29 protein-coding genes are annotated in these 26,581 nt (G+C 53.2%); 13 read left to right on the top strand and 16 right to left on the bottom strand.

Going from position 1 to position 26,581, the window contains the following annotated elements:
• Window positions 1-11 precede the first annotated feature (11 nt).
• From gatA to IB222_RS02790, 5 genes are all read left to right on the top strand, one after another.
• Window positions 12-476 carry a PTS galactitol transporter subunit IIA gene (gene gatA, locus IB222_RS02810; protein WP_149384975.1) on the top strand — a complete coding sequence of 155 codons (465 nt, stop codon included), beginning with the start codon at window positions 12-14 and terminating at the stop codon, window positions 474-476.
• Window positions 477-505: 29 nt separating this feature from the next.
• Window positions 506-790, top strand: coding sequence for a PTS galactitol transporter subunit IIB (gatB, locus tag IB222_RS02805; RefSeq protein WP_003828616.1), 285 nt, complete (start codon window positions 506-508; stop codon window positions 788-790).
• A 4-nt stretch (window positions 791-794) separates the two neighbouring features.
• Window positions 795-2,168, top strand: coding sequence for a PTS galactitol transporter subunit IIC (locus IB222_RS02800; protein ID WP_149384976.1), 1,374 nt, complete (start codon window positions 795-797; stop codon window positions 2,166-2,168).
• 44 nt (window positions 2,169-2,212) lie between these two features.
• A complete protein-coding gene (gene gatD, locus IB222_RS02795; RefSeq protein WP_126317348.1) occupies window positions 2,213-3,256 on the top strand; it encodes a galactitol-1-phosphate 5-dehydrogenase in 1,044 nt (347 codons plus the stop codon).
• A 111-nt stretch (window positions 3,257-3,367) separates the two neighbouring features.
• Window positions 3,368-4,141, top strand: a complete 774-nt coding sequence (locus tag IB222_RS02790) for a DeoR/GlpR family DNA-binding transcription regulator (protein WP_003828620.1) — start codon at window positions 3,368-3,370, stop codon at window positions 4,139-4,141.
• On the opposite strand, the gene IB222_RS02785 is transcribed toward IB222_RS02790, so the two are convergent.
• The 3 genes from IB222_RS02785 to rsmI are packed head-to-tail and all read right to left on the bottom strand — an operon-like array spanning window position 4,138 to window position 5,367.
• Window positions 4,138-4,335 carry a winged helix-turn-helix domain-containing protein gene (locus IB222_RS02785; protein ID WP_032934188.1) on the bottom strand — a complete coding sequence of 66 codons (198 nt, stop codon included), beginning with the start codon at window positions 4,333-4,335 and terminating at the stop codon, window positions 4,138-4,140. The two genes, IB222_RS02790 and IB222_RS02785, sit on opposite strands and share 4 nt — an antisense overlap.
• The gene (locus IB222_RS02780; RefSeq protein ID WP_226804257.1) at window positions 4,325-4,501 is read right to left on the bottom strand and encodes a hypothetical protein; all 177 of its coding nucleotides are present in this window, start codon (window positions 4,499-4,501) and stop codon (window positions 4,325-4,327) included. The genes IB222_RS02785 and IB222_RS02780 overlap by 11 nt, the downstream gene beginning before the upstream one ends.
• A gap of 2 nt (window positions 4,502-4,503) precedes the next feature.
• Window positions 4,504-5,367: a 16S rRNA (cytidine(1402)-2'-O)-methyltransferase gene (gene rsmI, locus IB222_RS02775; protein WP_003024942.1), complete on the bottom strand. Its 864-nt coding sequence runs from the start codon at window positions 5,365-5,367 to the stop codon at window positions 4,504-4,506.
• Window positions 5,368-5,430: 63 nt separating this feature from the next.
• Here rsmI and IB222_RS02770 point away from each other — a divergent pair, with 63 nt between their 5' ends.
• From IB222_RS02770 to dolP, 4 genes are read left to right on the top strand one after another with little or no spacing between them, the layout of a single operon-like run.
• On the top strand, window positions 5,431-7,482 hold the full coding sequence (locus tag IB222_RS02770) for a penicillin-binding protein activator (protein WP_149384977.1): 2,052 nt from the start codon (window positions 5,431-5,433) through the stop codon (window positions 7,480-7,482).
• Entirely contained in the window at window positions 7,440-7,835 is a 396-nt protein-coding gene (locus IB222_RS02765; protein ID WP_063941604.1) for a YraN family protein, read from the top strand. Before IB222_RS02770 ends, IB222_RS02765 begins: the two co-directional genes overlap by 43 nt.
• 34 nt (window positions 7,836-7,869) lie before the next feature.
• Window positions 7,870-8,460: a DnaA initiator-associating protein DiaA gene (gene diaA, locus IB222_RS02760; RefSeq protein WP_003024948.1), complete on the top strand. Its 591-nt coding sequence runs from the start codon at window positions 7,870-7,872 to the stop codon at window positions 8,458-8,460.
• Window positions 8,461-8,469: 9 nt separating this feature from the next.
• Window positions 8,470-9,045: a division/outer membrane stress-associated lipid-binding lipoprotein gene (dolP, locus tag IB222_RS02755; protein ID WP_003024954.1), complete on the top strand. Its 576-nt coding sequence runs from the start codon at window positions 8,470-8,472 to the stop codon at window positions 9,043-9,045.
• Window positions 9,046-9,129: 84 nt separating this feature from the next.
• Here dolP and IB222_RS02750 read toward each other — a convergent pair whose 3' ends face one another.
• Together IB222_RS02750 and IB222_RS02745 are read right to left on the bottom strand one after the other, a co-directional pair.
• Window positions 9,130-9,765, bottom strand: coding sequence for an NAD(P)H-binding protein (locus IB222_RS02750; protein WP_003828632.1), 636 nt, complete (start codon window positions 9,763-9,765; stop codon window positions 9,130-9,132).
• Window positions 9,766-9,802: 37 nt separating this feature from the next.
• The gene (locus IB222_RS02745; RefSeq protein ID WP_003828634.1) at window positions 9,803-10,231 is read right to left on the bottom strand and encodes a YhbP family protein; all 429 of its coding nucleotides are present in this window, start codon (window positions 10,229-10,231) and stop codon (window positions 9,803-9,805) included.
• 52 nt (window positions 10,232-10,283) lie between these two features.
• On the opposite strand from IB222_RS02745, the gene IB222_RS02740 reads away from it, so the two are divergent.
• The gene (locus tag IB222_RS02740) at window positions 10,284-10,583 is read left to right on the top strand and encodes a GIY-YIG nuclease family protein (protein WP_003828636.1); all 300 of its coding nucleotides are present in this window, start codon (window positions 10,284-10,286) and stop codon (window positions 10,581-10,583) included.
• On the opposite strand, the gene IB222_RS02735 is transcribed toward IB222_RS02740, so the two are convergent.
• Window positions 10,570-11,073: an N-acetyltransferase gene (locus tag IB222_RS02735; RefSeq protein ID WP_003024966.1), complete on the bottom strand. Its 504-nt coding sequence runs from the start codon at window positions 11,071-11,073 to the stop codon at window positions 10,570-10,572. The genes IB222_RS02740 and IB222_RS02735 overlap by 14 nt on opposite strands.
• A complete protein-coding gene (locus IB222_RS02730; protein ID WP_003828637.1) occupies window positions 11,067-11,591 on the bottom strand; it encodes an SCP2 domain-containing protein in 525 nt (174 codons plus the stop codon). The genes IB222_RS02735 and IB222_RS02730 overlap by 7 nt, the downstream gene beginning before the upstream one ends.
• Before the next feature lie 220 nt (window positions 11,592-11,811).
• On the opposite strand from IB222_RS02730, the gene IB222_RS02725 reads away from it, so the two are divergent.
• From IB222_RS02725 to IB222_RS02715, 3 genes are all read left to right on the top strand, one after another.
• Complete coding sequence (locus IB222_RS02725; RefSeq protein ID WP_003024971.1) at window positions 11,812-12,807, top strand: peptidase U32 family protein; 996 nt, start codon at window positions 11,812-11,814, stop codon at window positions 12,805-12,807.
• Window positions 12,798-13,694 (top strand): U32 family peptidase, encoded by an 897-nt coding sequence (locus IB222_RS02720; protein WP_149384978.1) that lies wholly within the window; start codon window positions 12,798-12,800, stop codon window positions 13,692-13,694. The genes IB222_RS02725 and IB222_RS02720 overlap by 10 nt, the downstream gene beginning before the upstream one ends.
• 178 nt (window positions 13,695-13,872) lie before the next feature.
• A complete protein-coding gene (locus IB222_RS02715) occupies window positions 13,873-14,880 on the top strand; it encodes an LLM class flavin-dependent oxidoreductase (RefSeq protein ID WP_003828640.1) in 1,008 nt (335 codons plus the stop codon).
• 87 nt (window positions 14,881-14,967) lie between these two features.
• Here IB222_RS02715 and mtr read toward each other — a convergent pair whose 3' ends face one another.
• The 9 genes from mtr to infB all read right to left on the bottom strand — a co-directional run bounded on the left by mtr (window position 14,968) and on the right by infB (window position 26,571).
• A complete protein-coding gene (gene mtr / locus IB222_RS02710) occupies window positions 14,968-16,212 on the bottom strand; it encodes a tryptophan permease (protein WP_003828642.1) in 1,245 nt (414 codons plus the stop codon).
• Window positions 16,213-16,358: 146 nt separating this feature from the next.
• On the bottom strand, window positions 16,359-18,287 hold the full coding sequence (locus tag IB222_RS02705) for a DEAD/DEAH family ATP-dependent RNA helicase (protein ID WP_003828643.1): 1,929 nt from the start codon (window positions 18,285-18,287) through the stop codon (window positions 16,359-16,361).
• Entirely contained in the window at window positions 18,280-18,360 is an 81-nt protein-coding gene (gene yrbN, locus IB222_RS02700) for a protein YrbN (protein WP_010723222.1), read from the bottom strand. The genes IB222_RS02705 and yrbN overlap by 8 nt, the downstream gene beginning before the upstream one ends.
• A 106-nt stretch (window positions 18,361-18,466) precedes the next feature.
• The gene (gene nlpI, locus IB222_RS02695) at window positions 18,467-19,351 is read right to left on the bottom strand and encodes a lipoprotein NlpI (protein ID WP_003024982.1); all 885 of its coding nucleotides are present in this window, start codon (window positions 19,349-19,351) and stop codon (window positions 18,467-18,469) included.
• A 109-nt stretch (window positions 19,352-19,460) separates the two neighbouring features.
• The gene (pnp, locus tag IB222_RS02690; protein WP_008785911.1) at window positions 19,461-21,593 is read right to left on the bottom strand and encodes a polyribonucleotide nucleotidyltransferase; all 2,133 of its coding nucleotides are present in this window, start codon (window positions 21,591-21,593) and stop codon (window positions 19,461-19,463) included.
• 246 nt (window positions 21,594-21,839) lie between these two features.
• Window positions 21,840-22,109: a 30S ribosomal protein S15 gene (gene rpsO, locus IB222_RS02685; RefSeq protein ID WP_000059465.1), complete on the bottom strand. Its 270-nt coding sequence runs from the start codon at window positions 22,107-22,109 to the stop codon at window positions 21,840-21,842.
• 273 nt (window positions 22,110-22,382) lie between these two features.
• Entirely contained in the window at window positions 22,383-23,327 is a 945-nt protein-coding gene (gene truB / locus IB222_RS02680; RefSeq protein ID WP_003828704.1) for a tRNA pseudouridine(55) synthase TruB, read from the bottom strand.
• A complete protein-coding gene (gene rbfA, locus IB222_RS02675) occupies window positions 23,327-23,731 on the bottom strand; it encodes a 30S ribosome-binding factor RbfA (RefSeq protein ID WP_003024988.1) in 405 nt (134 codons plus the stop codon). Before rbfA ends, truB begins: the two co-directional genes overlap by 1 nt.
• A 149-nt stretch (window positions 23,732-23,880) precedes the next feature.
• Window positions 23,881-26,571 carry a translation initiation factor IF-2 gene (gene infB / locus IB222_RS02670; protein ID WP_003828710.1) on the bottom strand — a complete coding sequence of 897 codons (2,691 nt, stop codon included), beginning with the start codon at window positions 26,569-26,571 and terminating at the stop codon, window positions 23,881-23,883.
• Window positions 26,572-26,581 lie beyond the last annotated feature (10 nt).

Here is a 26,581-nt window from a genome sequence, read left to right as displayed (position 1 = left end):
CTGGAGAATATATGAGCCAACTTTTTGTTCGAACAGGAATTAACTTTAGCTCGTGTCAGCATGCGCTGACACATATTGGGGAGGAGATGCTGGCCAAAGGGGTCGTGTATGAAAGCTATCCGCAGGCCCTGATTGAGCGTGAAGCAACTTTTCCAACCGGAATAGCGCTGGAACGTCATGCCGTTGCGATTCCACATTGTGAAGCTGTGCATGCGATATCCCCTGCTATCTATCTGATTCGCCCGGATACAGCGGTCAACTTTCAACAAGCAGATGATGACGAAGAGATAGCCGTCTCTTTAATTATCGCCTTAATCGTTGAGAACCCGACTGCGCAGCTGAAGCTCCTGCGTCGTCTGTTTAGTGAGCTACAAAACCCGAACACCATTGAAGCATTGCTGAATGCGCCTGATGCAGAACTGGCCATGCTCTTTCGGGAAAAAATCCTTGAGTCTGAGCCCTGCGCACAGGCTTGATAAAAAACTGATAATAAAAGGAATACCCTATGAAACGTAAAGTAATTGTGGCCTGTGGCGGTGCTGTAGCAACTTCAACAATGGCGGCAGAAGAAATTAAAGAACTCTGTGAAGCCAACAATATCCAACTCGACCTGGTTCAATGTCGGGTAACAGAAATCGAAACCTATATGGATGGAGCGGATCTTATCTGTACCACCGCCCGCGTTGACCGTACGTTTGGCGATATCCCAGTGGTCCACGGCATGCCTTTTGTTTCAGGTGTGGGTATCGAAGCATTACAGCAAAAAATACTGACTATCCTCGTGGGGTAACGCCATGTTTAGCGAAATAATGCGTTATATCCTCGACTTAGGTCCAACGGTTATGCTGCCGTTAGTGATCATCATCTTCTCAAAATTGCTGGGAATGAAGCTCGGGGATTGTTTTAAATCAGGTTTGCATATCGGGATTGGCTTCGTCGGTATCGGTCTGGTGATCGGCCTGATGCTGGACTCTATTGGCCCTGCCGCAAAAGCAATGGCAGAACAATTTCAAATCAACCTGCATGTCATCGATGTCGGTTGGCCTGGCTCATCACCAATGACCTGGGCTTCGCAAATTGCGTTAATTGCGATTCCAGTCGCCATTGGGGTGAATATCCTGATGCTGGTTACCCGCATGACCCGTGTGGTGAACGTCGACATCTGGAATATCTGGCATATGACGTTTACCGGTGCCATGTTGCATCTGGCGACCGGCTCATACTGGCTGGGCTTTCTCGGCGTGGTTGTTCATGCCGCCTTCGTCTATAAACTGGGTGACTGGTTTGCCAAAGACACGCGCGACTTTTTTGGCCTGGAAGGCATTGCCATTCCACACGGTTCCTCGGCATACCTGGGCCCGATAGCTGTCCTGGTTGATACGATCATTGAAAAAATCCCCGGACTGAACCGCATTCATTTCAGCGCGGATGATGTCCAAAAACGCTTCGGACCCTTCGGCGAACCTGTAACCGTCGGTTTTGTGATGGGATTAGTGATCGGCATGCTGGCTGGATATGACGTTAAAGCTGTGCTGCAACTGGCGGTGAAAACGGCTGCCGTTATGTTGCTCATGCCGCGTGTCATTAAACCGATTATGGATGGCCTGACTCCTATTGCTAAACATGCCCGTAAACGCCTGCAGGCAAAATTTGGCGGACAGGAGTTCTTAATCGGTCTGGATCCTGCACTACTGCTCGGCCATACGTCGGTGGTTTCCGCCAGTCTAATCTTTATCCCGCTGACCATTCTGATTGCTGTTCTGGTACCCGGAAACCAGGTTCTGCCATTCGGCGATCTCGCGACCATTGGTTTCTTTGTCGCCATGGCGGTAGCCGTTCATCAGGGGAACCTGTTCCGCACGCTGATCTCTGGCGTCATCATTATGGGTATCACCCTGTGGATAGCCACACAAACTATTGGTTTACATACCCAGCTTGCCGCTAATGCAGGCGCATTGAAAGCCGGTGGCATGGTGGCCTCAATGGATCAGGGCGGCTCCCCAATCACCTGGCTGCTAATCCAGCTCTTCACCTGGCAGAACGTGGTGGGCTTCATCATCATCGCTGCTATATACCTGTTGGGTGTATTGCTGACCTGGCGTCGGGCACGTAATTTCGTGGCGGCTGAAAAAGCGGCAGCCATAACGGAAAGCCAGACCGCATCTTAATTTCTGGGGAGCATTTGCTCCCCTTCACATTTCTGGAGACACTTATGAAATCAGTGGTTATTCACGCTGAGGGCGACGTACGCGTTGAAGAACGTCCCATACCACAACTGCAAACTGATGAAGATGTATTGGTCAAAGTGGTCAGTTCAGGGCTTTGCGGCTCAGACATTCCCCGTATCTTCAATCATGGTGCGCACTATTATCCAATCACGCTCGGGCATGAGTTCAGTGGTTATGTTGAGTCCTACGGCGCAAGCGTAACCGACTTACAACCCGGTGATGCCGTGGCCTGCGTACCGCTGCTTCCCTGCTTTCATTGCCCTCAGTGCGAGCGGGGATACTTCTCGTTATGTAAACAATATCAGTTTGTCGGTTCACGAAGCGAAGGCGGGAACGCAGAATATGTGGTTGTAAAACGCGCCAACCTGTTCCGCCTGCCTTCAGATATGCCGATTGATGATGGCGCATTCATTGAACCGATTACCGTCGGTCTGCATGCTTTTCATCTGGCTCAGGGATGCGAAGGGAAAAATGTGATTATCGTTGGTGCTGGTACTATCGGTTTGCTGGCAATGCAATGTGCCCGTGAACTCGGTGCAAAAAGTATCACGGCGATTGATATCAACCCGCAAAAGCTGGCATTAGCAAAAGAACTGGGGGCAACCCATGTGTTTAATAGTCGTGAGATGAGTGCGGCTGAGATCCACGCGGGCCTGGAAAATATTCAGTTTGACCAACTCGTGCTGGAAACAGCGGGAACCCCGCAAACTGTGACGCTGTCGATTGAGATTGCAGGCCCTCGTGCTCAACTAGCGTTAGTCGGCACATTGCATCACGATCTGACGCTTGCTTCAGGTGTCTTTGGGCAAATATTACGTAAAGAATTAACCATTCTTGGCAGTTGGATGAACTATTCCAGCCCATGGCCTGGAGAAGAGTGGGAAACCGCTGCCCGTTTATTGACGGAAAAACGCCTACAGCTTGAGCCGTTAATTGCTCACACTGGCGATGCCGAAAGCTTTGCCAGCACCGTCAAGTCACTCCACGGCGCGCCGATGCAAGGAAAAATTCTACTCAAACTATCCTGAACCCATGAGCCAGCAACCTGCGCTGGCTCACATTTACTTTCGAAATTTAGCGTTCACCTTTCGCAATCCTTCGATTAAACTAGTGATAATTAAATTATCAGGCAAATCAATATGAACTCATTTGAGAGAAGGAATAAAATTGTCGACCTGATTAACACGCAAGGCAGCGTACTGGTAATGGACCTTTCGAATACCTTTGGTATTTCTGAAGTAACCATTCGCGCCGACCTACGGTTATTAGAAGAGAAGGGTCTGGTCACCCGTTTTCACGGCGGTGCGGCAAAACCAGGAAGCCATCTGGCTGAAGGTGACAATCAGGAAGTGTTATTAGAAGATCGGTATCAGCTTGCCAGCGATCCCAAAAAACGGATTGCCCAGGCCGCAACGGCAATGGTTGAGGAAGGAATGACCGTAATTCTGGATAGCGGAAGCACCACCTTATTGATTGCTGAAGCGCTAAACCGAAAAAGTAATATCACCGTTATTACCAATAGCCTGCCTGCCGCGTTCACGTTATCGGAAAACAAAGACATTACGCTGGTCGTCTGCGGCGGCACTGTGCGCCACAAAACGCATTCAATGCATGGCACTATCGCTGAACGTTCCCTACAAGGAATAAGCGCTGACCTGATGTTCGTGGGCGCTGACGGGATTGATGCTACTAACGGTATTACGACCTTCAACGAAGGTTATTCGATTAGTAGCGTGATGGCGGCGGCAGCACATAAGGTCATTGCCGTACTGGACGCGACAAAATTTAATCGACGTGGTTTTAATCAGGTGCTGCCAATGGAAAAGATTAACTGCGTAATAACCGACGACAGTATCAGCAAACAGGATAAATCAGCGCTGGCCAAAACAGGCGTTGAACTGCTGGTCGTTTAAATTACCCGCCACATCTCCCCTTTTGTCGCGCCAACGCGTTGCAGTTTACCTTTTAGCTGCAACGCTTTCAGATAGCGTTCTACGGTCCGGACTGAGATTTCACACTCATTAGCGATACCTTTGGCGGATCTGCTCGGCTGATTCGACAATATTTGTAGAATGCGTTTGTCTATATCCAGTAAATCAGCCGACATTTCTTCCGACAAGGCTGATGGTTTTCCCAATCCCTCCTGCAAAGCAGAGATAAAGAGGAGATGCCCTACCAGCCATCGCAGCCCAATGCCCCATCAACTCACCAATTTCAATGACCTGGATGAGGATCAATGGAGTGACCACGAAAGGCGGTTGGTAGGTGCTCACTTTTACTCTCCCTGCTGTTCCAGCGCGTGCTTATACAACGCATTTTTTTTCACGCCATGGATTTCAGCAGCCAGCGCGGCGGCCTTTTTCAGCGGCAGTTCTGCCTGCAATAAGGCCAACGTACGCAGCGCATCGGCAGGAAGGTCGTCTTCCTGCGCTTTATGCCCTTCGACAATCAGCACCATTTCACCTTTACGACGGTTTTCATCTTCCTTGACCCACGCCAGCAATTCACCGACCGGTGCACCGTGAATAGTTTCCCAGGTTTTGGTCAGCTCGCGCGCCAGCACCACGTAACGGGATTCGCCCCACACGGCAACCATGTCTTCCAGGCTATCCAGCAAGCGGTGGGTAGATTCATAAAAAATAAGCGTACGCGGCTCGGCCTCAATGGCTTTCATCGCATCACGACGCCCTTTCGATTTGGCAGGCAGAAATCCTTCATAGCAAAAACGGTCTGAAGGCAGGCCTGCAGCGCTCAGGGCAGCAATCGCCGCACAAGGACCAGGCAGAGGAACAACGCGGATCCCCGCTTCGCGACAGGTACGCACCAGATGGTAGCCAGGATCGTTAATCAGCGGCGTTCCGGCATCGGAAACCAGCGCAATGTTTTGTCCTTCTTTGAGCTTCGCGACCAGCGTTTCGGCCTTTTGCTGCTCGTTGTGGTCATGTAGCGCGAACAGACGCGCGTTAATCGCGAAGTGTTGTAACAATAATCCTGTATGACGAGTGTCTTCAGCGGCAATCAAATCAACGGCTTGTAAAACTTCGAGCGCTCGTTGGGTAATATCAGCCAAATTTCCTATAGGAGTAGGTACAATAAAGAGTTGGCCTTGAGAATTATCCGCCGATTCGTGTTGTTTCATTGTGTCGTCCGTATTGCCGATTTAATATTGAGCATTGAGTAAAAAAATATCACTGGATACAGTATGGTACCCTCAACATTTTCTCGTTTGAAAGCCGCACGCGCGCTACCAGTCATTCTGGCAGCACTGATTTTCGCAGGCTGTGGCACCCAGGCGCCAGACCAGAGTGCAGCCCATATGCAGGGCACTGCGCAGGCTGATTCCGGCTTTTATCTGCAACAAATGCAGCAAAGCTCAGATGATAGCAAGACCAACTGGCAATTACTCGCCATTCGTGCACTGCTGAAAGAAGGCAAGAGCCAGCAGGCAATCGAACTGTTTAACCAGCTACCGCAGAAGCTAAGCGATACCCAGCAGCGTGAGCAGTCACTGCTGGCCGTCGAGATTAAGCTCGCGCAGAAAGATGTCGCTGGCGCACAGGCCCTGCTGGATAAGTTAACTCCCGCCGATTTCGATCAAAACCAACAGGCACGCTACTGGCAGGCGCAAATCGACGTCAACCAGGGTCGCCCATCTCTGACGCTGCTGCGCGCCCTGATCGCCCAGGAACCGCTGCTGGCCGCGAATGCTAAGCAGAAAAATATGGACGCCACCTGGCAGGCGCTGTCGTCCATGACCCAGGAGCAAGCGCAAGCGCTGGTCATCAATGCTGATGAAAACGTGCTGCAAGGCTGGCTGGATCTCCAGCGCGTCTGGTTCGATAACCGTAACGATCCGGACATGATGAAAGCTGGTATTGCGGACTGGCAGAAACGTTATCCGCAAAACCCAGGAGCAAAACTGTTACCAACACAGTTGGTTAACGTGCAGAGCTTTAAGCCCGCCTCCACCAGCAAAATCGCCCTGCTGTTACCACTGAACGGTCAGGCCGCTGTATTTGGCCGGACTATTCAGCAAGGCTTTGAAGCTGCGAAAAATTTGGGCACGCAACCCGTAGCAGACCCTGTTGCTGTCGCTCCTGCCGCAGTTCCAGCTGCCGCGACAACCACGGAACAGCCGCAAACAACTGACGGCGTTGCCAGCCCTTCTCAGGCGTCAGTAAGCGATCTGACCAACGAGACGCCAGCTCAGCCAGAAACACCGGCAGTGCAGCCCGCAGCACCCGCTCAGCCAACAACCGCCAGCGCACCGGCGAATCCGTCCGCTGAGCTGAAAATTTACGACACTTCATCACAGCCGCTGAACCAGATCCTGACGCAGGTTCAGCAGGATGGCGCCAGCATTGTGGTTGGCCCACTGCTGAAGAACAATGTTGAAGAGCTGATGAAAAGCAACACGCCATTGAACGTCCTGGCGCTTAACCAGCCGGAGTCGGTGAAAAACCTGCCGAACGTCTGCTACTTCGCCCTGTCGCCGGAAGATGAAGCGCGCGACGCCGCGCGCCACATCCGCGATCAAGGCAAACAGACGCCGCTGTTGTTGATCCCTCGGAGTTCATTAGGCGATCGCGTTGCCAACGCCTTTGCACAGGAATGGCAAAAGCTGGGTGGCGGCGTGGTATTGCAGCAGAAGTTCGGCTCCACCGCTGAACTTAAAATGGGCGTCAACGGCGGCTCGGGGATTTCCCTGACGGGCAGTCCGGTGGCCTCCTCTGTGCCAGCACAACCCGGCGTGACGATTGGCGGTCTGACCATCCCGGCAGCACCTACCGATGCGCAAATCACCGGCGGCAGCGGTCGTGTTGATGCCGTGTATATTCTGGCAACGCCGGAAGAAATTGCATTTATTAAGCCGATGATCGCCATGCGCAACGGCAGCCAGAGCGGAGCAACGCTTTACGCCAGCTCTCGTAGCGCACAGGGCACTGCCGGCCCGGATTTCCGTCTGGAGATGGAAGGCTTGCAGTACAGCGAAATCCCAATGCTGGCAGGTGCTAATACCCCTCTCATGCAGCAGGCGCTTGGCGCAGTTCGTAACGACTACTCGCTGGCGCGTATGTATGCCATGGGTGTCGATGCCTGGTCGCTTGCCAACCACTTCTCGCAAATGCGTCAGGTGCAGGGTTTCGAAATTAACGGTAATACCGGGGCCTTAACCGCAACGCAGGATTGTGTGATTAACAGGAAGTTATCATGGCTCAAATACCAGCAAGGACAAGTCGTCCCCGCCAGTTAACGAGTAAACAGACCGGTGACGCGTGGGAATCCACCGCGCGTGACTGGCTGCTGAGCAAGGGACTGCATTTTATCGCCGCCAACGTGCGTGAACGTGGCGGCGAAATCGACTTGATAATGCGTGAAGGCAACACCACCGTATTTGTTGAGGTTCGCTACCGACGCTCAGCACAGTTCGGCAGTGCGGCGGCGAGTGTGACCCGGAGCAAACAACACAAATTATTACAGACCGCCCGCTTGTGGCTTGCGCGCCACAATGGGAGTTTTGATACTGTGGATTGCCGGTTCGATGTGTTAGCCTTCACCGGAAATGATGTTGAGTGGTTTAAGGACGCGTTCAACGACCGCTCATAGTTGAAGATTCAGAGCCTGGTTCTTAAGGATTAGCGTGTTAGATAGAATTAAAGTCTGCTTTACAGAAAGCATTCAAACTCAGATAGCTGCGGCTGAAGCACTTCCGGATGCAATCTCCCGTGCCGCCATGACGCTGGTTCAGTCCCTGCTCAATGGCAACAAAATTCTCTGTTGTGGTAATGGGACGTCCGCTGCCAACGCACAGCATTTTGCTGCCAGCATGATCAATCGTTTTGAAACAGAACGCCCAAGTTTACCTGCGATTGCACTAAATACTGATAATGTGGTCTTAACTGCGATTGCCAACGATCGCCTGCACGACGAAGTTTATGCAAAACAAGTCCGTGCGCTGGGACATGCAGGTGATGTTCTGCTGGCAATCTCTACGCGTGGTAATAGCCGCGATATCGTAAAAGCCGTTGAAGCCGCCGTGACACGCGACATGACAATCGTCGCGCTGACCGGGTATGACGGAGGGGAACTGGCCGGATTACTGGGGCCACAGGATGTTGAAATCCGCATTCCCTCACACCACAGCGCCCGCGTTCAGGAAATGCACATGCTGACGGTCAACTGCCTTTGCGATCTCATCGATAACACGCTTTTCCCTCACCAGGATGATTAAGGAGTACACATGAAGGCATTTTCGCCGCTTGCTGTGATTATCGCTGCACTGCTGCTGCAAGGCTGTGTCGCTGCTGCCGTTGTCGGAACTGCTGCTGTCGGCACCAAAGCCGCGACGGATCCTCGCAGCGTCGGCACCCAGGTAGATGACGGAACCCTGGAATTACGCGTCAATACGGCGTTGTCGAAAGATGCCCAAATCAAGAAAGAAGCGCGAATCAACGTGAGCGCTTATCAGGGTAAAGTGCTGCTGGTAGGTCAGTCGCCAAATAGCGAACTGTCTGCGCGGGCAAAACAGATTGCGATGGGTGTAGAAGGAACGACTGAGGTCTTTAATGAGATCCGTCAGGGCCAGCCAATTGGTCTGGGCGATGCGTCCAACGATACCTGGATAACCACCAAAGTACGTTCCCAGTTACTGACCAGCGATCAGGTGAAATCCTCTAACGTGAAAGTAACGACTGAGAACGGGGAAGTGTTCCTGTTAGGTCTGGTGACCGAGCGTGAAGCGAAGGCGGCGGCGGATATCGCCAGCCGGGTAAGCGGCGTGAAACGCGTCACGACAGCCTTTACGTTTATTAAGTAACACGCCTGTAAATGGCATCTTATCCGGCCTATAGAACGTAATCGTTTGTAGGCCGGATAAGCGTCAGCGCCATCCGGCATTTTTTTATTTAGCCCTTTCGCGTAGCTCAGAAGAGGTCAGGATCGAAACCCCTTCATGCCCAGGCGCCAGCGCTTCTGCCAGCATTGCCCGAGCAACATCGCGCGCTTCAATCGACTTCCAGTTACCCGGCAGCAGCCTGAACAACGGCGCTAAAAACATCTCATTCGTCCGCTGCTTGTCCCTATCACCCAGGAGCATTGAAGGCCGGACAATCGTCAGCCGTGGCCAATTCTGCGCGATCAGCGCCTGCTCCATTTCACCTTTCACCCGATTATAAAAAAACGGTGAATTCGCATTGGCACCCATCGAACTCACTACCAGCATATGCTGGGCGCCTAACCTACGTCCCGTCAGGGCCGTATCTACCACCAGCGTATAGTCAGCATGGATAAACGCCTCTTTGCTGCCCGCTTCACGCCGGGTAGTCCCCAAACAACAAAAGACAATATCGACCGGATCGGTGACCTGCGCCAGAGCATCGGTTAGCTGCGGATCATGGGGGTTATAGATACCAACCGTATCAGCCAGCGGTCGACGCGTTGGTGCCGTGATGGCATTGACCCGGGGTTCATTGAGCAGCATACGCAGCAAATGTCCGCCCACCAGCCCCGTGGCTCCCGTTATTAACACCTGACTCATCGCTTATCTTCCCCAGGGTCTTCAATCACTCTTCTAACTATAGATCACGCAGCCAGTGCATCTTTTTACCGAAGCCCAGCGTGTTGTCCGTAAATTTGACTTCATCCAGTCGAATCTCCCATACGGGCGCTGGCAGCATTCTGGCAACGGGGAAACGGCGGTTGTAGGCTTTACGCGCGTCTTCGCTCTCCTGCCCCTCAAGACGCCGGATTTCCCCTTTAAACTGTACGCCACGAATCAGAGCGACGGTTTTAGGCTGACCGTTTACTGTACCGGCAATCGGCGCGCGGGGTCCGGACATCTGCGCATGACGCGTTTTCTCTTCAGTCAGCACATAGAACACCATCTTCTGCGCATCAAACAGGTAAAACGCATTGGCGCACCACAATTCACCTTCATGGTGTACGCACCAGGTCACGACGTGCTGTTTTGCCAGCCAGCGAGACACCGCAGTCAGTGTTTCCATTTCTGTTCTCTTTTATACTGTAGGCCTGAAAATTATCACGTCGATGGTGACAATGACACCCTGGTATCTGTACCTGATCCGTACCGCGGACAACGCCTTATACACCGGAATAACCACCGATGTGCAGCGCCGCTATAAGCAGCATCAAAGTGGGAAAGGCGCGAAGGCGCTACGCGGAAAGGGGGAACTCACGTTGGCATTTGCGGCGCAGGTTGGCGACCGTTCACTGGCCCTGCGCATAGAGTATCGCGTCAAACAGCTCACCAAGCGGCAGAAAGAGCGCCTTGTCGAAGGCGAAGGGCTTGAGGCGCTACTGAGCAGCCTGCAAACCCCGGAGCTTAAAAACGATTGAAGTGGTCGTGGTATTCCACAAGGCCCGTCACGCCTTCCAGCGCATCGTCCGCCAGGCGATGAACCTGGAACGCGCTTTCGGTGCCCGGCCAGCGGCAACGCAGATCATGATGGGCCGCCAGCTCAAAGCCAAAGCGGCTGTACAGGGCCGGATCCCCTAGCGTAACCACCGCGGCGTAGCCAAACTCGTTCAGTGAATCGAGTCCTTCATAGACCAGCTGACGCGCCAGGCCCTGCCCACGATAGTTTTCATCCACCGCGAGCGGCGCCATGCCAACCCATTGCAGATCTTCACCCTGCACATCGACAGGGCTGAACGCGACGTAACCCACTACCTGACCTTCGTCATCGGTAGCAACCAGACCCAGCGTTAAGAAACCATCTTCACGAAGGTCGTGCACTAATTTCGCTTCCGCATCGCTCTCAAATGAACGGCGCAGCAGCGCATCAATACCTGGGGCATCAATGGGAATTTCAACTCGAATCAGCATGGCTCACCTACCGAGGTCTGTTTGGTTTCTGGCGACGTTTTCATCCCCGCCTCAACAAAATCTGCCAACTGCATCAACATGACGCGCAACGCTTTAGGCATCTGCTCCAGTTCGATGGCATCCATCAGATTTTTTACGTATAGCCCTAATTCTGTATCACCTTCAATCACCAGACGACGCTGGAAGAAAAGCGTATCCGGATCCTGCTTGCGGGCCACGATCATCAGCAGATCGCTGGCATCGGCGCTAAAACTCACATCCGCATCTGCATTCTGGCTGACGATAAGTTTATCGTTCTCAACAGAGGTATACCATTTGAGGTCAATGTCACGCACATGAATGCTCAGCCAGCGACCTTCGAGAAACTCCAGCTCCCCATCGGCCAGCGCCTGACTAAACTGCCAGCTCAGGACCTGCTCCAGAACCTGGCGCTTCAGCGCAAAGGGCGTCAGTTTAACTGGTACACTCATCAGAGAAGGACCAAATTGTACTAAGCGTGAACGCAGTTTATCCAACACGAGCTTTACTCCCTGTTTCAATAGTCCTGCTATTTTGCCATATCAAATAAACGACATAGCGGCATAAATCAACAATTCGATGCGAAATTGTTACCTCTTTATTGGTGTCACCAATACGACTTTAACTGCCTCAAATCAAAAATTGTCTCAGCAAGGTTAACTAAAATCCCCATTCGTTAACATTTCTGCGCCCATCACGGCGCAACGTTCAGGATAAATTATGGAGCTGCTCTGCCCTGCCGGAAACCTACCGGCGCTTAAGGCGGCCATCGAGAACGGCGCTGATGCTGTCTACATCGGGCTGAAAGATGATACCAACGCCCGTCATTTCGCCGGCCTTAATTTTACCGAGAAAAAATTGCAGGAAGCGGTGAGTTTTGTCCATCAGCACCGCCGTAAGCTGCACATTGCGATTAACACCTTTGCGCACCCGGATGGTTACGCGCGCTGGCAACGTGCCGTGGATATGGCAGCACAGCTGGGTGCAGATGCGCTGATCCTTGCCGACCTCGCGATGCTTGAGTATGCCGCAGAGCGCTACCCGCATATTGAGCGCCATGTCTCTGTTCAGGCATCTGCAACCAATGAAGAGGCAATTAATTTCTATCATCGCAACTTTGACGTCGCCCGTGTGGTGCTGCCGCGCGTGCTGTCTATTCATCAGGTGAAACAGCTTGCTCGCGTCACGCCAGTTCCCCTGGAAGTGTTCGCCTTCGGTAGCCTGTGCATTATGGCGGAAGGCCGTTGCTATCTTTCATCCTATCTGACGGGTGAGTCTCCTAATACGGTTGGTGCCTGCTCGCCTGCCCGTTTTGTCCGCTGGCAACAGACCCAACAAGGGCTGGAATCCCGTCTTAATGAAGTGCTGATCGACCGCTATCAGGACGGGGAAAACGCCGGTTATCCGACGCTATGTAAAGGTCGCTATCTGGTTGACGGCGAGCGTTATCATGCGCTGGAAGAACCCACCAGCCTGAACACGCTTGAGCTGCTGCCGGAACTGCTGGCAGCCAATATTGCCTCGGTGAAAATCGAAGGACGTCAGCGCAGCCCGGCCTATGTCAGTCAGGTGGCGAAAGTGTGGCGTCAGGCGATCGACCGCTGTATGGCCGACCCGCAAAACTACGTCCCGCAGGCCGCGTGGATGGAAACGCTCGGTTCAATGTCCGAAGGCACACAGACCACGCTTGGCGCGTATCACCGTAAATGGCAGTGAGAGAAGCAATGAAATATTCCTTAGGGCCGGTGCTGTGGTACTGGCCGAAAGAAACGCTGGAAGATTTTTATCAGCAGGCTGCCGTAAGCCAGGCCGACGTTATCTATCTTGGTGAAGCGGTATGCAGTAAACGCCGCGCCACCAAAGTGGGCGACTGGCTCGATATGGCGAAATCGCTCGCTGGCAGCGGTAAACAAGTTGTGCTGTCAACACTGGCGCTGGTGCAGGCCTCTTCTGAACTGGGAGAGCTGAAGCGCTATGTCGAAAACGGTGACTTCCTGCTGGAAGCCAGCGACCTCGGGGTGGTAAACATGTGCGCCGAGCGTAAGCTGCCGTTTGTCGCCGGGCATGCGCTCAACTGCTACAACGCGGTTACCCTGCGTATCCTGCTCAAACAAGGCATGGTGCGCTGGTGTATGCCGGTAGAGCTTTCCCGCGACTGGCTGGCAAACCTGCTCAACCAGTGTGATGAGCTGGGTATTCGCAATCAGTTTGAAGTTGAGGTGCTGAGCTACGGGCATCTGCCGCTGGCGTACTCTGCCCGCTGCTTTACCGCACGCTCTGAAGACCGTCCAAAAGACGAGTGTGAAACCTGCTGCATAAAATACCCGAACGGGCGCAATGTGCTGTCGCAGGAGAATCAGCAGGTCTTTGTCCTCAACGGGATCCAGACCATGAGCGGCTATGTTTACAACCTCGGCAACGAACTGACATCGATGCAGGGGCTGGTTGATATTGTGCGTCTGTCCCCTTCAGGCACTGAAACATTCGCCATGCTCGACGCCTTCCGCGCCAATGAAAATGGCAGTGCCCCATTACCGCTTGCTGCCCACAGTGACTGTAACGGCTACTGGAAGCGACTGGCTGGACTGGAGCTGCAGGACTAGCCGGATACGGCATAAATGCCTTATCGGGCCTACAAATAGCGATCCCGTAGGCCCGATAAGCGCAGCGCCATCGGGCATGTTATATTCGGTACCCGCCGTATAAAGCTCACTTTGTTAACAACATTCGCTAATCTTTAATGCAGTATTAAAAGATTAACCGGTAACAAAGTGAGCCGTTATGACTGACAAAACTATTCCGTTCTCGGTGCTGGATCTGGCGCCGATCCCTGAAGGATCTTCGGCAAAAGAGGCCTTCACACACTCGCTTGATCTCGCTCAACTGGCCGAAAAACGCGGTTACCACCGCTATTGGCTGGCGGAACATCACAACATGACCGGCATCGCCAGCGCTGCTACCTCAGTGCTGATTGGTTATCTGGCTGCTAATACCACCACGCTGCATCTCGGATCTGGCGGCGTGATGCTGCCTAACCATTCGCCGCTGGTGATCGCCGAGCAGTTCGGTACCCTGAATACGCTGTATCCGGGACGAATCGATCTCGGGCTTGGTCGCGCACCGGGCAGCGATCAGCCAACCATGCGCGCACTGCGCCGCCATATGAGCGGTGATATCGATAACTTCCCACGCGACGTCGCTGAACTGGTGGACTGGTTCGACGCCCGCGATCCTAACCCCCATGTACGTCCGGTTCCCGGCTACGGCGAGCAGATCCCCGTCTGGTTATTAGGCTCTAGCCTGTACAGCGCACAACTGGCGGCCCAGCTTGGTCTGCCGTTTGCCTTCGCCTCGCACTTTGCTCCGGATATGCTGCACCAGGCACTGCATCTGTATCGCAGCCAATTCAAGCCCTCAGCGCGTCTGGCAAAACCGTATGCGATGGTGTGCATCAACATTATTGCCGCCGACAGCAATCGCGACGCCGAGTTTCTTTTCACCTCCATGCAGCAGGCATTTGTGAAGCTGCGTCGTGGCGAAACCGGCCAGCTACCGCCGCCGGTAGAGAATATGCATCAGCTGTGGTCCGCTTCTGAGCAGTACGGCGTACAACAGGCGCTGAGCATGTCGCTGGTCGGTGATAAGGCAAAAGTGCGACATGGTCTCGACGCCATTTTGCGTGAAACCCAGGCCGATGAAATTATGGTTAACGGCCAGATTTTTGATCATCAGGCACGTCTTCATTCGTTTGATTTGGCGATGGATGTGAAGCAGGAATTGTTGGGATAGTACTATTTGTGCCGGATGGCGGCTACGCCTTATCCGGCCTACACGGTGATGTAGGCCCGGTAAGCGTAGCGCCACCGGGCAACGGTTTTACTGATAAACCGGTAACAAATTAACGCTCGACAGAATATGGATAACCGCGTTGCCGATACCGAATACCAGGATCAGCGCAATCATCGGCTTACCGCCCCAGACACGGAATTTCGGGCTACCGAAACGCTCGCGAGATTTACGGGCCAGCAGCGCCGGAACAATGGCGGCCCAGATGGTTGCCGCGAGTCCTGCATAGCCAATGGCGTACAGGAAACCGTTCGGCCATAGCAAGCCACCGATAATTGGCGGGACAAACGTCAGCAATGCCGTTTTGAAACGTCCCATTGCCGAGTCATCAAAGCCAAACAGATCCGCCAGATAGTCAAACAGACCGAGCGTAACACCGAGGAATGAACTCGCCACCGCAAAGTTGGAGAACACCACCAGCAGCAGATCCAGACTGCGGCTATTTAACACACCGCTCAGCGCCTGTACCAGCACATCAATGTTACCGCCTTGCTGTGCAATACCAATAAATTCCGGACGCGGGATATTACCCATCGTCCCCAGTAACCACACGGTATACAGCACCAGCGCCAGCAGCGTGCCGTAAACCAGACACTTAACGATGGTCTTCGGATCTTTGCCGTAGTACTTCATCAGGCTCGGGACATTGCCGTGATAGCCGAATGAGGCCAGACAGAACGGCAGCGTCATCAGCAGGTACGGCGTATACGAAGCGTTGCTTTCCGCCACGTTAAACAACGTTGTGGGCTGAACGTGCCCTAATAAACTGCCGAAAGTCAGGAAAAAGGTAATTACCTTCGCACCCAGCACAATCGCCGTCATGCGGCTCACCGCTTTGGTGCTTAACCACACCACAAACGCCACCAGCAGCGCAAAACCAAGACCTGCCGCACGTGCAGGAACGTTCAACGACATCTCCGAGAAGGTGTGGTGCAGGATTGATCCGCTCGCCGAGATATACGCGTAGGTCAGAATATAGAGAACGAAAGCAATCGAGATGCCGTTCACCACGTTCCAGCCTTTGCCCAGCAGATCTTTCGTGATGGTGTCAAAACTGGAGCCAATGCGGTAATTGAGGTTAGCTTCAAGGATCATCAGCCCGGAGTGCAGCATGCAGAACCAGGTAAAGATCAGCGCCGCCATTGACCAGAAGAACCACGCCCCGGACATGACCACTGGCAGAGAAAACATCCCCGCGCCAATAATGGTGCCGCCGATGATCACCACGCCGCCGAGCAGCGAAGGTGACGTTTGGGTGGTGGTTAGTGTTGCCATTTAGCCATCTCTCCAGTCATTTATCTTGTGACTACATCTCAATGTGCTGCACTGTACCAGTACACGAGTACAATTGAAATAAAAAAAGCCCCGATTGTTGAGATCGGGGCCGTATATTTTACTTTACAGCTATAAAGCTAAAAGGCTTATGCATCACCGCCGAAACGACGACGACCAGCAGAGTCATCACGGCGCGGAGCAGAAGAATCGTCACGACGCGGACCACGGTTGCCTTCACGACGTTCGCCGCTGAAACGACGACCATCGCCACGACCGCCTTCACGACGTTCACCGCTAAAGTTACGACCTTCACCGCGACCGCCTTCACGACGCTCACCGCTGAAACGACCACCGCCACGACGCTCACCACCGGTGTGCGGAACTGCATCGCCAACCAGCTGCATGTTCATCGGCTTGTTCAGGATGCGAGTACGGGTAAAGTGCTGCAGCACGTCGCCCGGCATACCTTTCGGCAGTTCGATGGTGGAGTGGGAAGCAAACAGCTTGATGTTACCGATGTAACGGCTGCTGATATCACCTTCGTTAGCAATCGCACCAACGATATGACGAACTTCAACACCGTCATCACGGCCCACTTCAATGCGGTACAGCTGCATGTCACCAACGTCACGACGTTCACGACGCGGACGGTCTTCACCACCACGGTCATTACGGTCACGAGGGCCACGATCGTTGCGGTCACGCGGACCACGGTCATCACGGTCGCGGAATTCTCGTTTCGGACGCATCGGCGCATCTGGCGGCAGGATCAGAGGACGTTCGCCCTGAGCCATTTTCAGCAGTGCAGCTGCCAGCGTTTCGATATCCAGCTCTTCTTCCGGCTGCATTTTCGCCAGCAGAGCACGGTACTGATCCAGATCGCTACTTTCCAGCTGCTGCTGTACTTTAGCGGCGAATTTTTCCAGACGGCGTTTGCCCAGCAGATCTGCGTTCGGCAGTTCTACTTCCGGAATAGTCAGCTTCATGGTGCGTTCGATGTTACGCAGCAGACGACGCTCGCGGTTCTCAACGAACAGCAGCGCACGACCCGCACGACCCGCACGACCGGTACGGCCGATACGGTGAACGTAAGACTCGGAATCCATCGGGATGTCGTAGTTGACAACCAGGCTGATACGCTCAACGTCCAGGCCACGGGCCGCAACGTCGGTGGCAATCAGAATATCCAGACGACCATCTTTCAGACGCTCCAGAGTCTGCTCACGCAGGGACTGGTTCATGTCGCCGTTCAGTGCAGCGCTGCTATAACCGCTACGCTCCAGCGCTTCTGCTACTTCCAGGGTCGCATTTTTGGTACGAACGAAGATAATCGCCGCATCAAAATCTTCTGCTTCCAGGAAACGCACCAGCGCTTCATTTTTACGCATGCCCCACACAGTCCAGTAGCTCTGGCTGATGTCAGGACGGGTAGTAACGCTGGACTGAATACGTACTTCCTGCGGCTCTTTCATAAAGCGGCGGGTAATACGACGAATCGCTTCCGGCATGGTTGCAGAGAACAGAGCGGTCTGATGACCTTCCGGGATCTGCGCCATGATGGTTTCAACGTCTTCGATGAAGCCCATACGCAGCATTTCGTCAGCTTCGTCCAGTACCAGACCGCTCAGTTTGGAGAGGTCCAGAGTACCGCGCTTCAGGTGATCCAGCAGACGGCCCGGCGTACCGACGACGATCTGTGGCCCCTGACGCAGGGCACGTAATTGCACGTCATAACGCTGGCCGCCGTACAGGGCAACCACGTTCACGCCGCGCATGTGTTTAGAGAAATCCGTCATGGCTTCTGCTACCTGAACCGCCAGTTCGCGGGTCGGTGCCAGCACCAGAATCTGAGGTGCCTTCAGCTCAGGATCAAGATTGTTGAGCAGCGGTAAAGAGAACGCTGCAGTTTTGCCGCTACCTGTCTGGGCCATACCCAGAACATCGCGGCCGCCCAGCAGATGCGGAATGCACTCTGCCTGGATTGGAGATGGTTTTTCGTAACCCAGATCGTTAAGGGCTTCAAGGATAGGAGCCTTCAGGCCCAGATCTGCAAAAGTGGTTTCGAATTCAGCCATGTAGTACGTGTGCCTCAAAATTAATGGCGGCCAGTCTACATAACTCATCATGAAATTGATCTGCAATTTTCATTGAAAAGTGTGAACCGGCTCAAAGTAGGTGTATTAACGAACAACAACGCCCTCACCCGTGAAGGTGATGGCAATCAAAAAAGATTACGGGCTGATGTGTACGTCAGCTATTGCTGGTCCGATTCTGCCAGGTCATCTTGGTCCTGGCCCAGGAGCGATAATTCCAACAATGCGTATCGGTGCTCAACAAAGTTATGAACGTTGTTAGCCACCGCCAGTTTGAACAATGCCGTAGCGTTGTCCAAATCCCCCAGACTTAGGTAGTACTTACCTAAATAGAAGTTGGTTTCACTGAGATGCTCAGCGAGCGAGGTGTTATCCGTTGCGTCCGCCTTCAGGCGTTCCATCAGCGTTGCTTCGCTAATGTTGCCCAGGTAGAACTCGACAATGTTCCATCCCCATTGCTCTTTATCCGATTTCTCAAAGCGTTGTTTCAACGCTTCTTTAGCCTGCTTCTCATCGAGCTTCTGCTCGGCAAGATAAAGCCACAGACTACGGAAAGGATCATTGGGATCGTCTTGATAAAACGCTAGCAGATCATCTTGCGCTAACTTGTCGCGACCGCCGTAATACAATGCGATACCGCGATTTAAGTGCGCGTAGTTGTAAGTTGGATCAAGCTCAAGTACAGAATCAAACGCTTCATAGGCAGCATCAAAATTGCCTGCCTGCGTTAAATATATACCTAAGTAATTGAATACTTCAGGCATATCTGGTCGGATTGCCAGCGCTTGTGAAAAATCATTTCGCGCCAGTGCCCTCAGACCGAGACTATCATACAACACTCCGCGCTCATATAAAAGCTGTGCGCGTTCGTCATCGGTTAAAGCCCGACTGGCAAGAATTTGTTCCATACGTGCCAGAATCACTTCCTGCTGCAAAGTCGGTTGCAATGGTACTGCGAGGACTTCACTCTTTCGCCAGGCGGAATTACTGCATCCAGCCAGCGTGAGTGCTGTCGCAACGAAACACCAGCGCAAAAAAGGCTTCATTTCCCACTCCCGAAGACAACGATTGAATGAACGTCCAGGTTCCCCGGTTGCTAACAAGGCATCCTGCCGGGTTAAAGGCCCTCCGCTTTCACGGAGGGCAATGGCAACCTTACTCGCCCTGGCTTGCCGGAGCTTCCGGTTCGCCTGCAGGCTGAGACTGCTCAGTAGCTTCTTTAATGCTCAGACGTACACGGCCCTGGCGATCAACTTCCAGAACTTTGACCGGTACTTCCTGGCCCATCTGCAGGTAGTCGGTCACTTTCTCTACGCGCTTGTCAGCGATCTGAGAGATGTGTACCAGACCTTCTTTACCGCCACCGATGGCAACGAATGCGCCAAAGTCAACGATACGGGTCACTTTACCATTGTAGATACGGCCAACTTCGATCTCTGCGGTGATCTCTTCGATACGACGGATAGCATATTTCGCTTTCTCACCGTCGGTCGCAGCAATCTTCACGGTACCATCATCTTCGATTTCAATGGTGGTGCCGGTTTCTTCGGTCAGAGCACGGATAACAGAACCGCCTTTACCGATAACATCTTTGATCTTGTCCGGGCTGATCTTGATGGTGTGGATACGCGGAGCGAACTGAGAAATGTCGCCGCGCGGAGCGTTGATCGCTTGTTCCATCACACCCAGGATGTGCAGACGCGCACCTTTAGCCTGGTTCAGAGCAACCTGCATGATTTCTTTGGTGATACCTTCAATTTTGATATCCATCTGCAGTGCAGAGATACCGTCGCGGGAACCCGCTACTTTGAAGTCCATATCGCCCAGGTGGTCTTCGTCGCCCAGGATGTCAGACAGAACAACAAAGTTGTCGCCTTCTTTCACCAGACCCATCGCGATACCCGCAACGGCAGCTTTGATCGGCACGCCTGCGTCCATCAGCGCCAGGGAAGCACCACATACGGAAGCCATGGAAGAAGAACCGTTAGATTCGGTGATTTCAGAAACCACACGCACGGTGTACGGGAATTTATCCAGTTCCGGCATTACTGCCAGTACGCCACGCTTCGCCAGACGGCCGTGACCAATCTCACGACGCTTCGGAGAACCGACCATACCGGTTTCACCTACGCAGTACGGAGGGAAGTTGTAGTGGAACAGGAAGTTGTCAGTACGCTCGCCCATCAGTTCGTCGAGGTTCTGCGCATCACGAGTGGTGCCCAGGGTCGCAGTAACCAGCGCCTGAGTTTCGCCACGGGTGAACAGTGCGGAACCGTGGGTACGCGGCAGAACGCCAGTACGCACGTCCAGGCCACGGATCATGTCTTTTTCACGGCCATCGATGCGCGGCTCGCCTGCCAGTACGCGGCTACGAACAACGTTTTTCTCGATAGCGTGCAGGATTTCACCCAGTTCGTTAGCGTCCAGGGTTTCGTCTTCAGCCACCAGAGTCGCGATGGTTTCAGATTTGATCACGTCAACCTGAGCATAACGCTCTTGTTTGTCAGTGATACGGTAAGCATCGCTCAGACGAGCTTCTGCCAGTGCGGCAACGCGCGCGTTCAGCGCTTCGTTGACGGCTTCTGGCTGCCAGTCCCAACGCGGTTTGCCAGCTTCTTTCGCCAGCTCGTTGATCGCCTGAATCACAACCTGCTGCTGTTCGTGACCGAACACAACAGCGCCCAGCATCTGATCTTCGCTCAGCAGTTCAGCTTCGGATTCAACCATCAGTACAGCTGCTTCAGTACCTGCAACAACCAGGTCCAGCTTGCTTTCTTTCAGTTCGTCCTGAGTCGGGTTCAGTACGTACTGGTCATTGATGTAACCAACACGTGCAGCACCGATCGGGCCGTTGAATGGGATACCAGACAGAGTCAGCGCAGCAGATGCACCAATCATTGCCACGATGTCCGGGTTAACCTGCGGGTTAACGGAAACAACGGTCGCGATAACCTGAACTTCGTTAACGAAGCCTTCCGGGAACAGCGGGCGAACCGGGCGGTCAATCAGACGCGCGATCAGGGTTTCGCCTTCGCTCGGACGGCCTTCACGACGGAAGAAGCTACCCGGGATACGGCCAGCAGCGTAGGTACGCTCCTGATAGTTAACGGTCAGCGGGAAAAAATCCTGGCCTGGTTTCGCTTTTTTCTGCCCAACAACGGTAACGAATACCGCGGTGTCATCCATGCTAACCATAACAGCGGCAGTCGCCTGACGCGCCATCATGCCGGTTTCCAGCGTAACGGTATGCTGACCGTACTGGAATTTACGAACGATCGGATTAAGCAAAATAATATCCTTTCTCTATTTTTTGACGGCACATTTTTGCGCCATCGTTAATACCCGATCTTCTGCGCATCCTCGCGACTAATGACAACCCTAACCCATAAGCATGAGTAAAGCCTCTCATTAGCCGCGCGAACCTCTGCAACGGAAGATCATTCATAGCAACAATACATTAGTTTCCAGCGAATTGCTGCCATCTGCTGGAAAAAAGGGGCCATGAAGGCCCCCTCTTTCTGAAACTCGAAAGAATTAGCGACGCAGGCCCAGACGCTCGATCAGCGCGGTGTAACGTGCAACATCTTTACGTTTCAGGTAGTCGAGCAGTTTACGACGCTGAGAAACCATGCGCAGCAGACCACGACGGCTGTGGTGATCTTTTTTGTGCTCTGCAAAGTGGCCCTGCAGGTGGTTAATCTGCGCAGTCAACAGAGCAACCTGAACATCGGTAGAACCGGTGTCGTTTGCATCACGACCAAACTCAGAAACGATTTTAGCGGTAGCTTCAGTACTTAGAGACATTTTAAAACTCCAAAGTGATAAGAATGAAAGGATGCCGATCTCTAATTCAGCTATCCCAGTGTATACACTTTATCCTTCAAACTGACTCTGCGTTGGCTGCGTCCGCTCACCTCAGTCACTTACCTAAGTAAGCTCCTGAGGATTCTCAGACTTGCCGCCTTGATGCAGCTCGAATGATTTTGTGTATACGCCACGCAGATTGTTAAACAATTTACGCGACGTTAAGCGGCAGTATTCTACTCGCAGCGCCCTTTTATCGCAAGACAGAGAGCGCTATGCAGGATACTCAACCACCAGGCGGCGGGGGGCGACACGACCTTCATCGTCCATCTCCCCCATGCCAATAAACTTGCCGTCATCGCCTTCCGTCACGCGTACCAGCCCTTCCAGCGGGGCGCCTGTCGTCCGTACCGGATTACCATTTTTAAAGTAAACCGACGATGTTAAAGGCAAATTAACAACAGGATAGTCCGATGCCGGACTGTCCATTGGCATCAGCAAAGGATCAAGCAGCTGAGCCGCCGGAATGTTCTGCTGTTCTGCCTGTTCGACCAGCTCACGCAGGTGTTCCAGCGTGACCATACGATCCACCGGATACTTGCTGACCGTCAGACGACGCAGATACGTTACGTGCGCGCCGCAGCCCAGCTTCTCACCGAGATCGTCAACGATGGTACGAATATAGGTGCCTTTGGAGCAGTGAACTTCCAGCTCCAGTTCGTTACCTTCGTGACGGATAAACAGCAGCTCATAGACGGTAATCGGGCGCGCTTCACGCGGCACTTCAATGCCCTGACGCGCATATTCGTACAGCTTCTTACCCTGATACTTCAGCGCCGAATACATCGACGGAATCTGCTCGATATCGCCGCGGAAAGTCTCCAGCGCGCTCGCCAGTTGTTCTGCGGTGAAGGTTACCGGACGCTCCTGCACGATCTGTCCATCGGCATCGGAAGTGTCAGTACGCTGGCCCAGACGGGCAACCACGCGATAGCGTTTGTCAGAATCCAGCAAATACTGTGAAAACTTTGTCGCTTCACCGAGGCAGATAGGCAGCATACCTGTCGCCAGCGGATCCAACGCGCCGGTATGTCCCGCGCGGTTGGCATTGTAGATGCGCTTTACTTTTTGCAGCACGTCATTGCTGGACATGCCCTGCGGCTTATCCAGCAGCAGGACACCGTGAATATCGCGACCACGACGACGAGGACGACTCATCAGTCCTCCTTGCTGTCGTCCGCTGGGTTCACACGACGCTCATCGTCATGTTTCACCACGCTGGTCACCAGGTTGGACATGCGCATCCCTTCAACCAACGAGTTGTCGTAGAAGAAGGTCAGCTCAGGCACGATACGCAGACGCATTGCTTTACCCAGCAGAGAACGGATAAAACCAGAGGCTTCCTGCAGTGCCTTAATGCCGTTTTTCACAGCAGCTTCGTCCTGATCGTTGAGGAAAGTCACGAATACTTTGGCATATGCCAGATCACGGGACATCTCAACACCCGATACGGTGGTCATCATGCCAACACGCGGGTCTTTGATTTCGCGTTGCAGGATGAGTGCGATTTCTTTCTGCATCTCCTGCGCGACACGCTGCGGGCGACCAAATTCTTTCGCCATAATAAATTCTCCAGACAAAAAAGGGGCATTCAGCCCCTTTTGAAAATAATTCGGTGATTAGGCTGTAGGCCTGATAAGCGTAGAGCCATCAGGCATTACATTGCCGGATGTCGGCGTAAACGCCTTATCCGGCCTACACCCGAACAACCTTAAGCAATTGTACGTTTGATCTCGATGATCTCGAACACTTCGATCATATCGCCAACGCGAACGTCGTTGTAGTTCTTAACGCCGATACCACATTCCATACCGTTACGGACTTCGTTAACGTCATCTTTGAAGCGGCGCAGGGATTCCAGCTCGCCTTCATAGATAACCACGTTGTCACGCAGTACGCGGATTGGGTTGTGACGTTTAATCGTGCCTTCGGTAACCATACAGCCTGCGATAGCGCCGAATTTCGGTGATTTGAACACATCACGAACTTCAGCCAGACCAATGATCTGCTGTTTCAGCTCCGGAGACAGCATGCCGCTCATCGCAGCTTTCACTTCGTCGATCAGATGATAGATGACGGAGTAGTAACGCAGATCCAGGCTTTCTGATTCGATAACTTTACGTGCAGAGGCATCAGCACGTACGTTGAAGCCAACCAGAATCGCGTTGGATGCCGCAGCCAGGGTCGCGTCGGTTTCGGTGATACCACCTACGCCAGAACCGATGATCTTCACTTTTACTTCGTCGGTAGACAGTTTCAGTAAAGAGTCGGAAATCGCTTCTACAGAACCCTGTACGTCAGCCTTCAGCACGATGTTCACTTCGTGAACTTCGCCTTCGGTCATGTTGGCGAACATGTTCTCAAGTTTAGATTTCTGCTGACGAGCCAGTTTAACTTCACGGAATTTGCCCTGACGGTACAGTGCAACTTCACGCGCTTTCTTCTCGTCACGAACAACAGTAACTTCGTCACCCGCAGCCGGAACACCGGACAGACCGAGGATTTCCACCGGAATGGACGGACCTGCTTCCAGTACTTCCTGACCCAGTTCGTTACGCATCGCACGAACGCGGCCGTATTCGAAACCACACAGAACGATATCGCCCTTGTTCAGGGTACCTTCGCGAACCAGGACGGTAGCAACCGGGCCACGACCTTTATCCAGGAAGGATTCGATAACCGCACCGCTCGCCATACCTTTACGCACAGCTTTCAGTTCCAGTACTTCGGCCTGCAGCAGGATAGCATCCAGCAGTTCGTCGATACCGGTACCCGCTTTCGCAGAAACGTGAACGAACTGGCTCTCGCCGCCCCACTCTTCCGGCATGATGCCGTACTGGGACAGTTCGTTTTTAACGCGATCTGGATCCGCTTCCGGTTTATCGATTTTGTTGACTGCAACAACTACCGGCACACCTGCCGCTTTCGCGTGCTGGATAGCTTCGATAGTCTGCGGCATCACGCCGTCGTCTGCTGCAACAACCAGAACAACGATATCCGTTGCCTGAGCACCACGAGCACGCATGGAGGTAAACGCGGCGTGACCCGGGGTGTCCAGGAAGGTGATCATACCGTTGTCAGTTTCAACGTGGTACGCACCGATGTGCTGAGTAATGCCGCCCGCTTCGCCAGAGGCCACTTTCGTTGAACGAATGTAGTCCAGCAGAGACGTTTTACCGTGGTCAACGTGACCCATGATGGTCACTACCGGTGCGCGCGGTTCAGCCGCAGCGCCGGTGTCACGGTCGCTCATTACTGCTTCTTCCAGCTCGTTTTCACGACGCAGGATAACTTTGTGGCCCATCTCTTCGGCAACCAGCTGTGCGGTTTCCTGGTCGATGACCTGGTTGATGGTCGCCATTGCGCCCAGTTTCATCATCGCTTTGATGACCTGAGAGCCTTTGACCGCCATCTTGTTCGCCAGATCGCCAACGGTGATGGTTTCGCCGATCACAACGTCACGGTTAACGGCCTGAGCTGGCTTCTGGAAGCCCTGCTGCAGAGCGGAACCTTTACGCTGCTTACCGCCTTTACCGCCGCGAACCGCTGCACGTGCTTCTTCACGGTCAGCTTTAGATTCAGCGTGTTTGTTACCTTTTTTCGCCGGACGCGCTGCTTTAGTGCTGCGAGTACGACCACGACCGCCTTCAACTTCACGATCGTTCTCGTCTTCAGCCTGGCGAGCATGCTGAGAGGTGGTGACGTGATAATCACTGGTGTCTTCGACAGGTTCAGCGTTATTCACACCATTTTTCTCGTTTTCTTCCGCCATACGGCGAGCTTCTTCCGCTACGCGGCGCGCTTCTTCTTCAAGCTTGCGACGTGCTTCTTCTTCCGCTTTACGCTTCAGTTCTGCGGCTTCATTTTCACGGCGGGCTTTTTCGGCCTGGGCGGTTTTAGTCATATCGTCGGTCTGTTGATTGCTCACTTTGTCTTTTTCCGCAGCTTCACGTTTCGCTTTATCAGCGGCTTCACGCTTAGCTTGTTCTGCGGCCTCACGTTCGGCTTTTTGTTGCGCCTCGCGTTTGGCAGCTTCTTCTGCCTCACGACGGGCTTGCTCTTCCGCTTCACGCTGCGCCTGCTCTTCCGCGGCAAGGCGTTCAGCCTCTTGCGGATCGCGTTTCACAAAGGTGCGTGTCTTGCGGACTTCGATTTGTACCGATTTGCTTTTTCCACCGGTACCTGGAATATTGAGAGTACTGCGCGTTTTACGCTGCAATGTCAACTTATCCGGCGCTGAGCCGTTTTCACGGTTCAAATGCGCCAGTAAGGTTTGTTTCTCTTGTGCGGACACAGAGTCGTCAGCAGACTTCGGAATACCGGCATCAGCAAATTGCTGTACCAGGCGATCTACGGAAGTCTGTATCTCTGCAGCCAGCGTTTTTACGGTTACATCTGTCATACTGTTCCTT

Source organism: Citrobacter sp. C13 (assembly GCF_014596815.2).
In the GTDB taxonomy this organism is placed as follows: Bacteria; Pseudomonadota; Gammaproteobacteria; order Enterobacterales; family Enterobacteriaceae; genus Citrobacter; species Citrobacter portucalensis.
This window is presented reverse-complemented; position numbering and strand designations above follow the sequence as displayed.

What these genes read in the sequence shown, in the direction of transcription:
- mtr (WP_003828642.1), bottom strand. Translation starts at nt 16,212, where the DNA reads ATGGCAACACTAACCACCACCCAAACGTCACCTTCGCTGCTCGGCGGC.
- IB222_RS02770 (WP_149384977.1), top strand. Translation starts at nt 5,431, where the DNA reads ATGGTACCCTCAACATTTTCTCGTTTGAAAGCCGCACGCGCGCTACCA.
- IB222_RS02735 (WP_003024966.1), bottom strand. Translation starts at nt 11,073, where the DNA reads ATGCTGATTCGAGTTGAAATTCCCATTGATGCCCCAGGTATTGATGCG.
- IB222_RS02765 (WP_063941604.1), top strand. Translation starts at nt 7,440, where the DNA reads ATGGCTCAAATACCAGCAAGGACAAGTCGTCCCCGCCAGTTAACGAGT.
- rsmI (WP_003024942.1), bottom strand. Translation starts at nt 5,367, where the DNA reads ATGAAACAACACGAATCGGCGGATAATTCTCAAGGCCAACTCTTTATT.
- IB222_RS02750 (WP_003828632.1), bottom strand. Translation starts at nt 9,765, where the DNA reads ATGAGTCAGGTGTTAATAACGGGAGCCACGGGGCTGGTGGGCGGACAT.
- IB222_RS02725 (WP_003024971.1), top strand. Translation starts at nt 11,812, where the DNA reads ATGGAGCTGCTCTGCCCTGCCGGAAACCTACCGGCGCTTAAGGCGGCC.
- gatB (WP_003828616.1), top strand. Translation starts at nt 506, where the DNA reads ATGAAACGTAAAGTAATTGTGGCCTGTGGCGGTGCTGTAGCAACTTCA.
- gatA (WP_149384975.1), top strand. Translation starts at nt 12, where the DNA reads ATGAGCCAACTTTTTGTTCGAACAGGAATTAACTTTAGCTCGTGTCAG.
- IB222_RS02745 (WP_003828634.1), bottom strand. Translation starts at nt 10,231, where the DNA reads ATGGAAACACTGACTGCGGTGTCTCGCTGGCTGGCAAAACAGCACGTC.
- rbfA (WP_003024988.1), bottom strand. Translation starts at nt 23,731, where the DNA reads ATGGCGAAAGAATTTGGTCGCCCGCAGCGTGTCGCGCAGGAGATGCAG.
- IB222_RS02705 (WP_003828643.1), bottom strand. Translation starts at nt 18,287, where the DNA reads ATGGCTGAATTCGAAACCACTTTTGCAGATCTGGGCCTGAAGGCTCCT.
- truB (WP_003828704.1), bottom strand. Translation starts at nt 23,327, where the DNA reads ATGAGTCGTCCTCGTCGTCGTGGTCGCGATATTCACGGTGTCCTGCTG.
- IB222_RS02715 (WP_003828640.1), top strand. Translation starts at nt 13,873, where the DNA reads ATGACTGACAAAACTATTCCGTTCTCGGTGCTGGATCTGGCGCCGATC.
- IB222_RS02785 (WP_032934188.1), bottom strand. Translation starts at nt 4,335, where the DNA reads ATGTCGGCTGATTTACTGGATATAGACAAACGCATTCTACAAATATTG.
- dolP (WP_003024954.1), top strand. Translation starts at nt 8,470, where the DNA reads ATGAAGGCATTTTCGCCGCTTGCTGTGATTATCGCTGCACTGCTGCTG.
- rpsO (WP_000059465.1), bottom strand. Translation starts at nt 22,109, where the DNA reads ATGTCTCTAAGTACTGAAGCTACCGCTAAAATCGTTTCTGAGTTTGGT.
- IB222_RS02740 (WP_003828636.1), top strand. Translation starts at nt 10,284, where the DNA reads ATGACACCCTGGTATCTGTACCTGATCCGTACCGCGGACAACGCCTTA.
- yrbN (WP_010723222.1), bottom strand. Translation starts at nt 18,360, where the DNA reads ATGAAAATTGCAGATCAATTTCATGATGAGTTATGTAGACTGGCCGCC.
- nlpI (WP_003024982.1), bottom strand. Translation starts at nt 19,351, where the DNA reads ATGAAGCCTTTTTTGCGCTGGTGTTTCGTTGCGACAGCACTCACGCTG.
- gatD (WP_126317348.1), top strand. Translation starts at nt 2,213, where the DNA reads ATGAAATCAGTGGTTATTCACGCTGAGGGCGACGTACGCGTTGAAGAA.
- IB222_RS02800 (WP_149384976.1), top strand. Translation starts at nt 795, where the DNA reads ATGTTTAGCGAAATAATGCGTTATATCCTCGACTTAGGTCCAACGGTT.
- infB (WP_003828710.1), bottom strand. Translation starts at nt 26,571, where the DNA reads ATGACAGATGTAACCGTAAAAACGCTGGCTGCAGAGATACAGACTTCC.
- IB222_RS02790 (WP_003828620.1), top strand. Translation starts at nt 3,368, where the DNA reads ATGAACTCATTTGAGAGAAGGAATAAAATTGTCGACCTGATTAACACG.
- IB222_RS02720 (WP_149384978.1), top strand. Translation starts at nt 12,798, where the DNA reads ATGGCAGTGAGAGAAGCAATGAAATATTCCTTAGGGCCGGTGCTGTGG.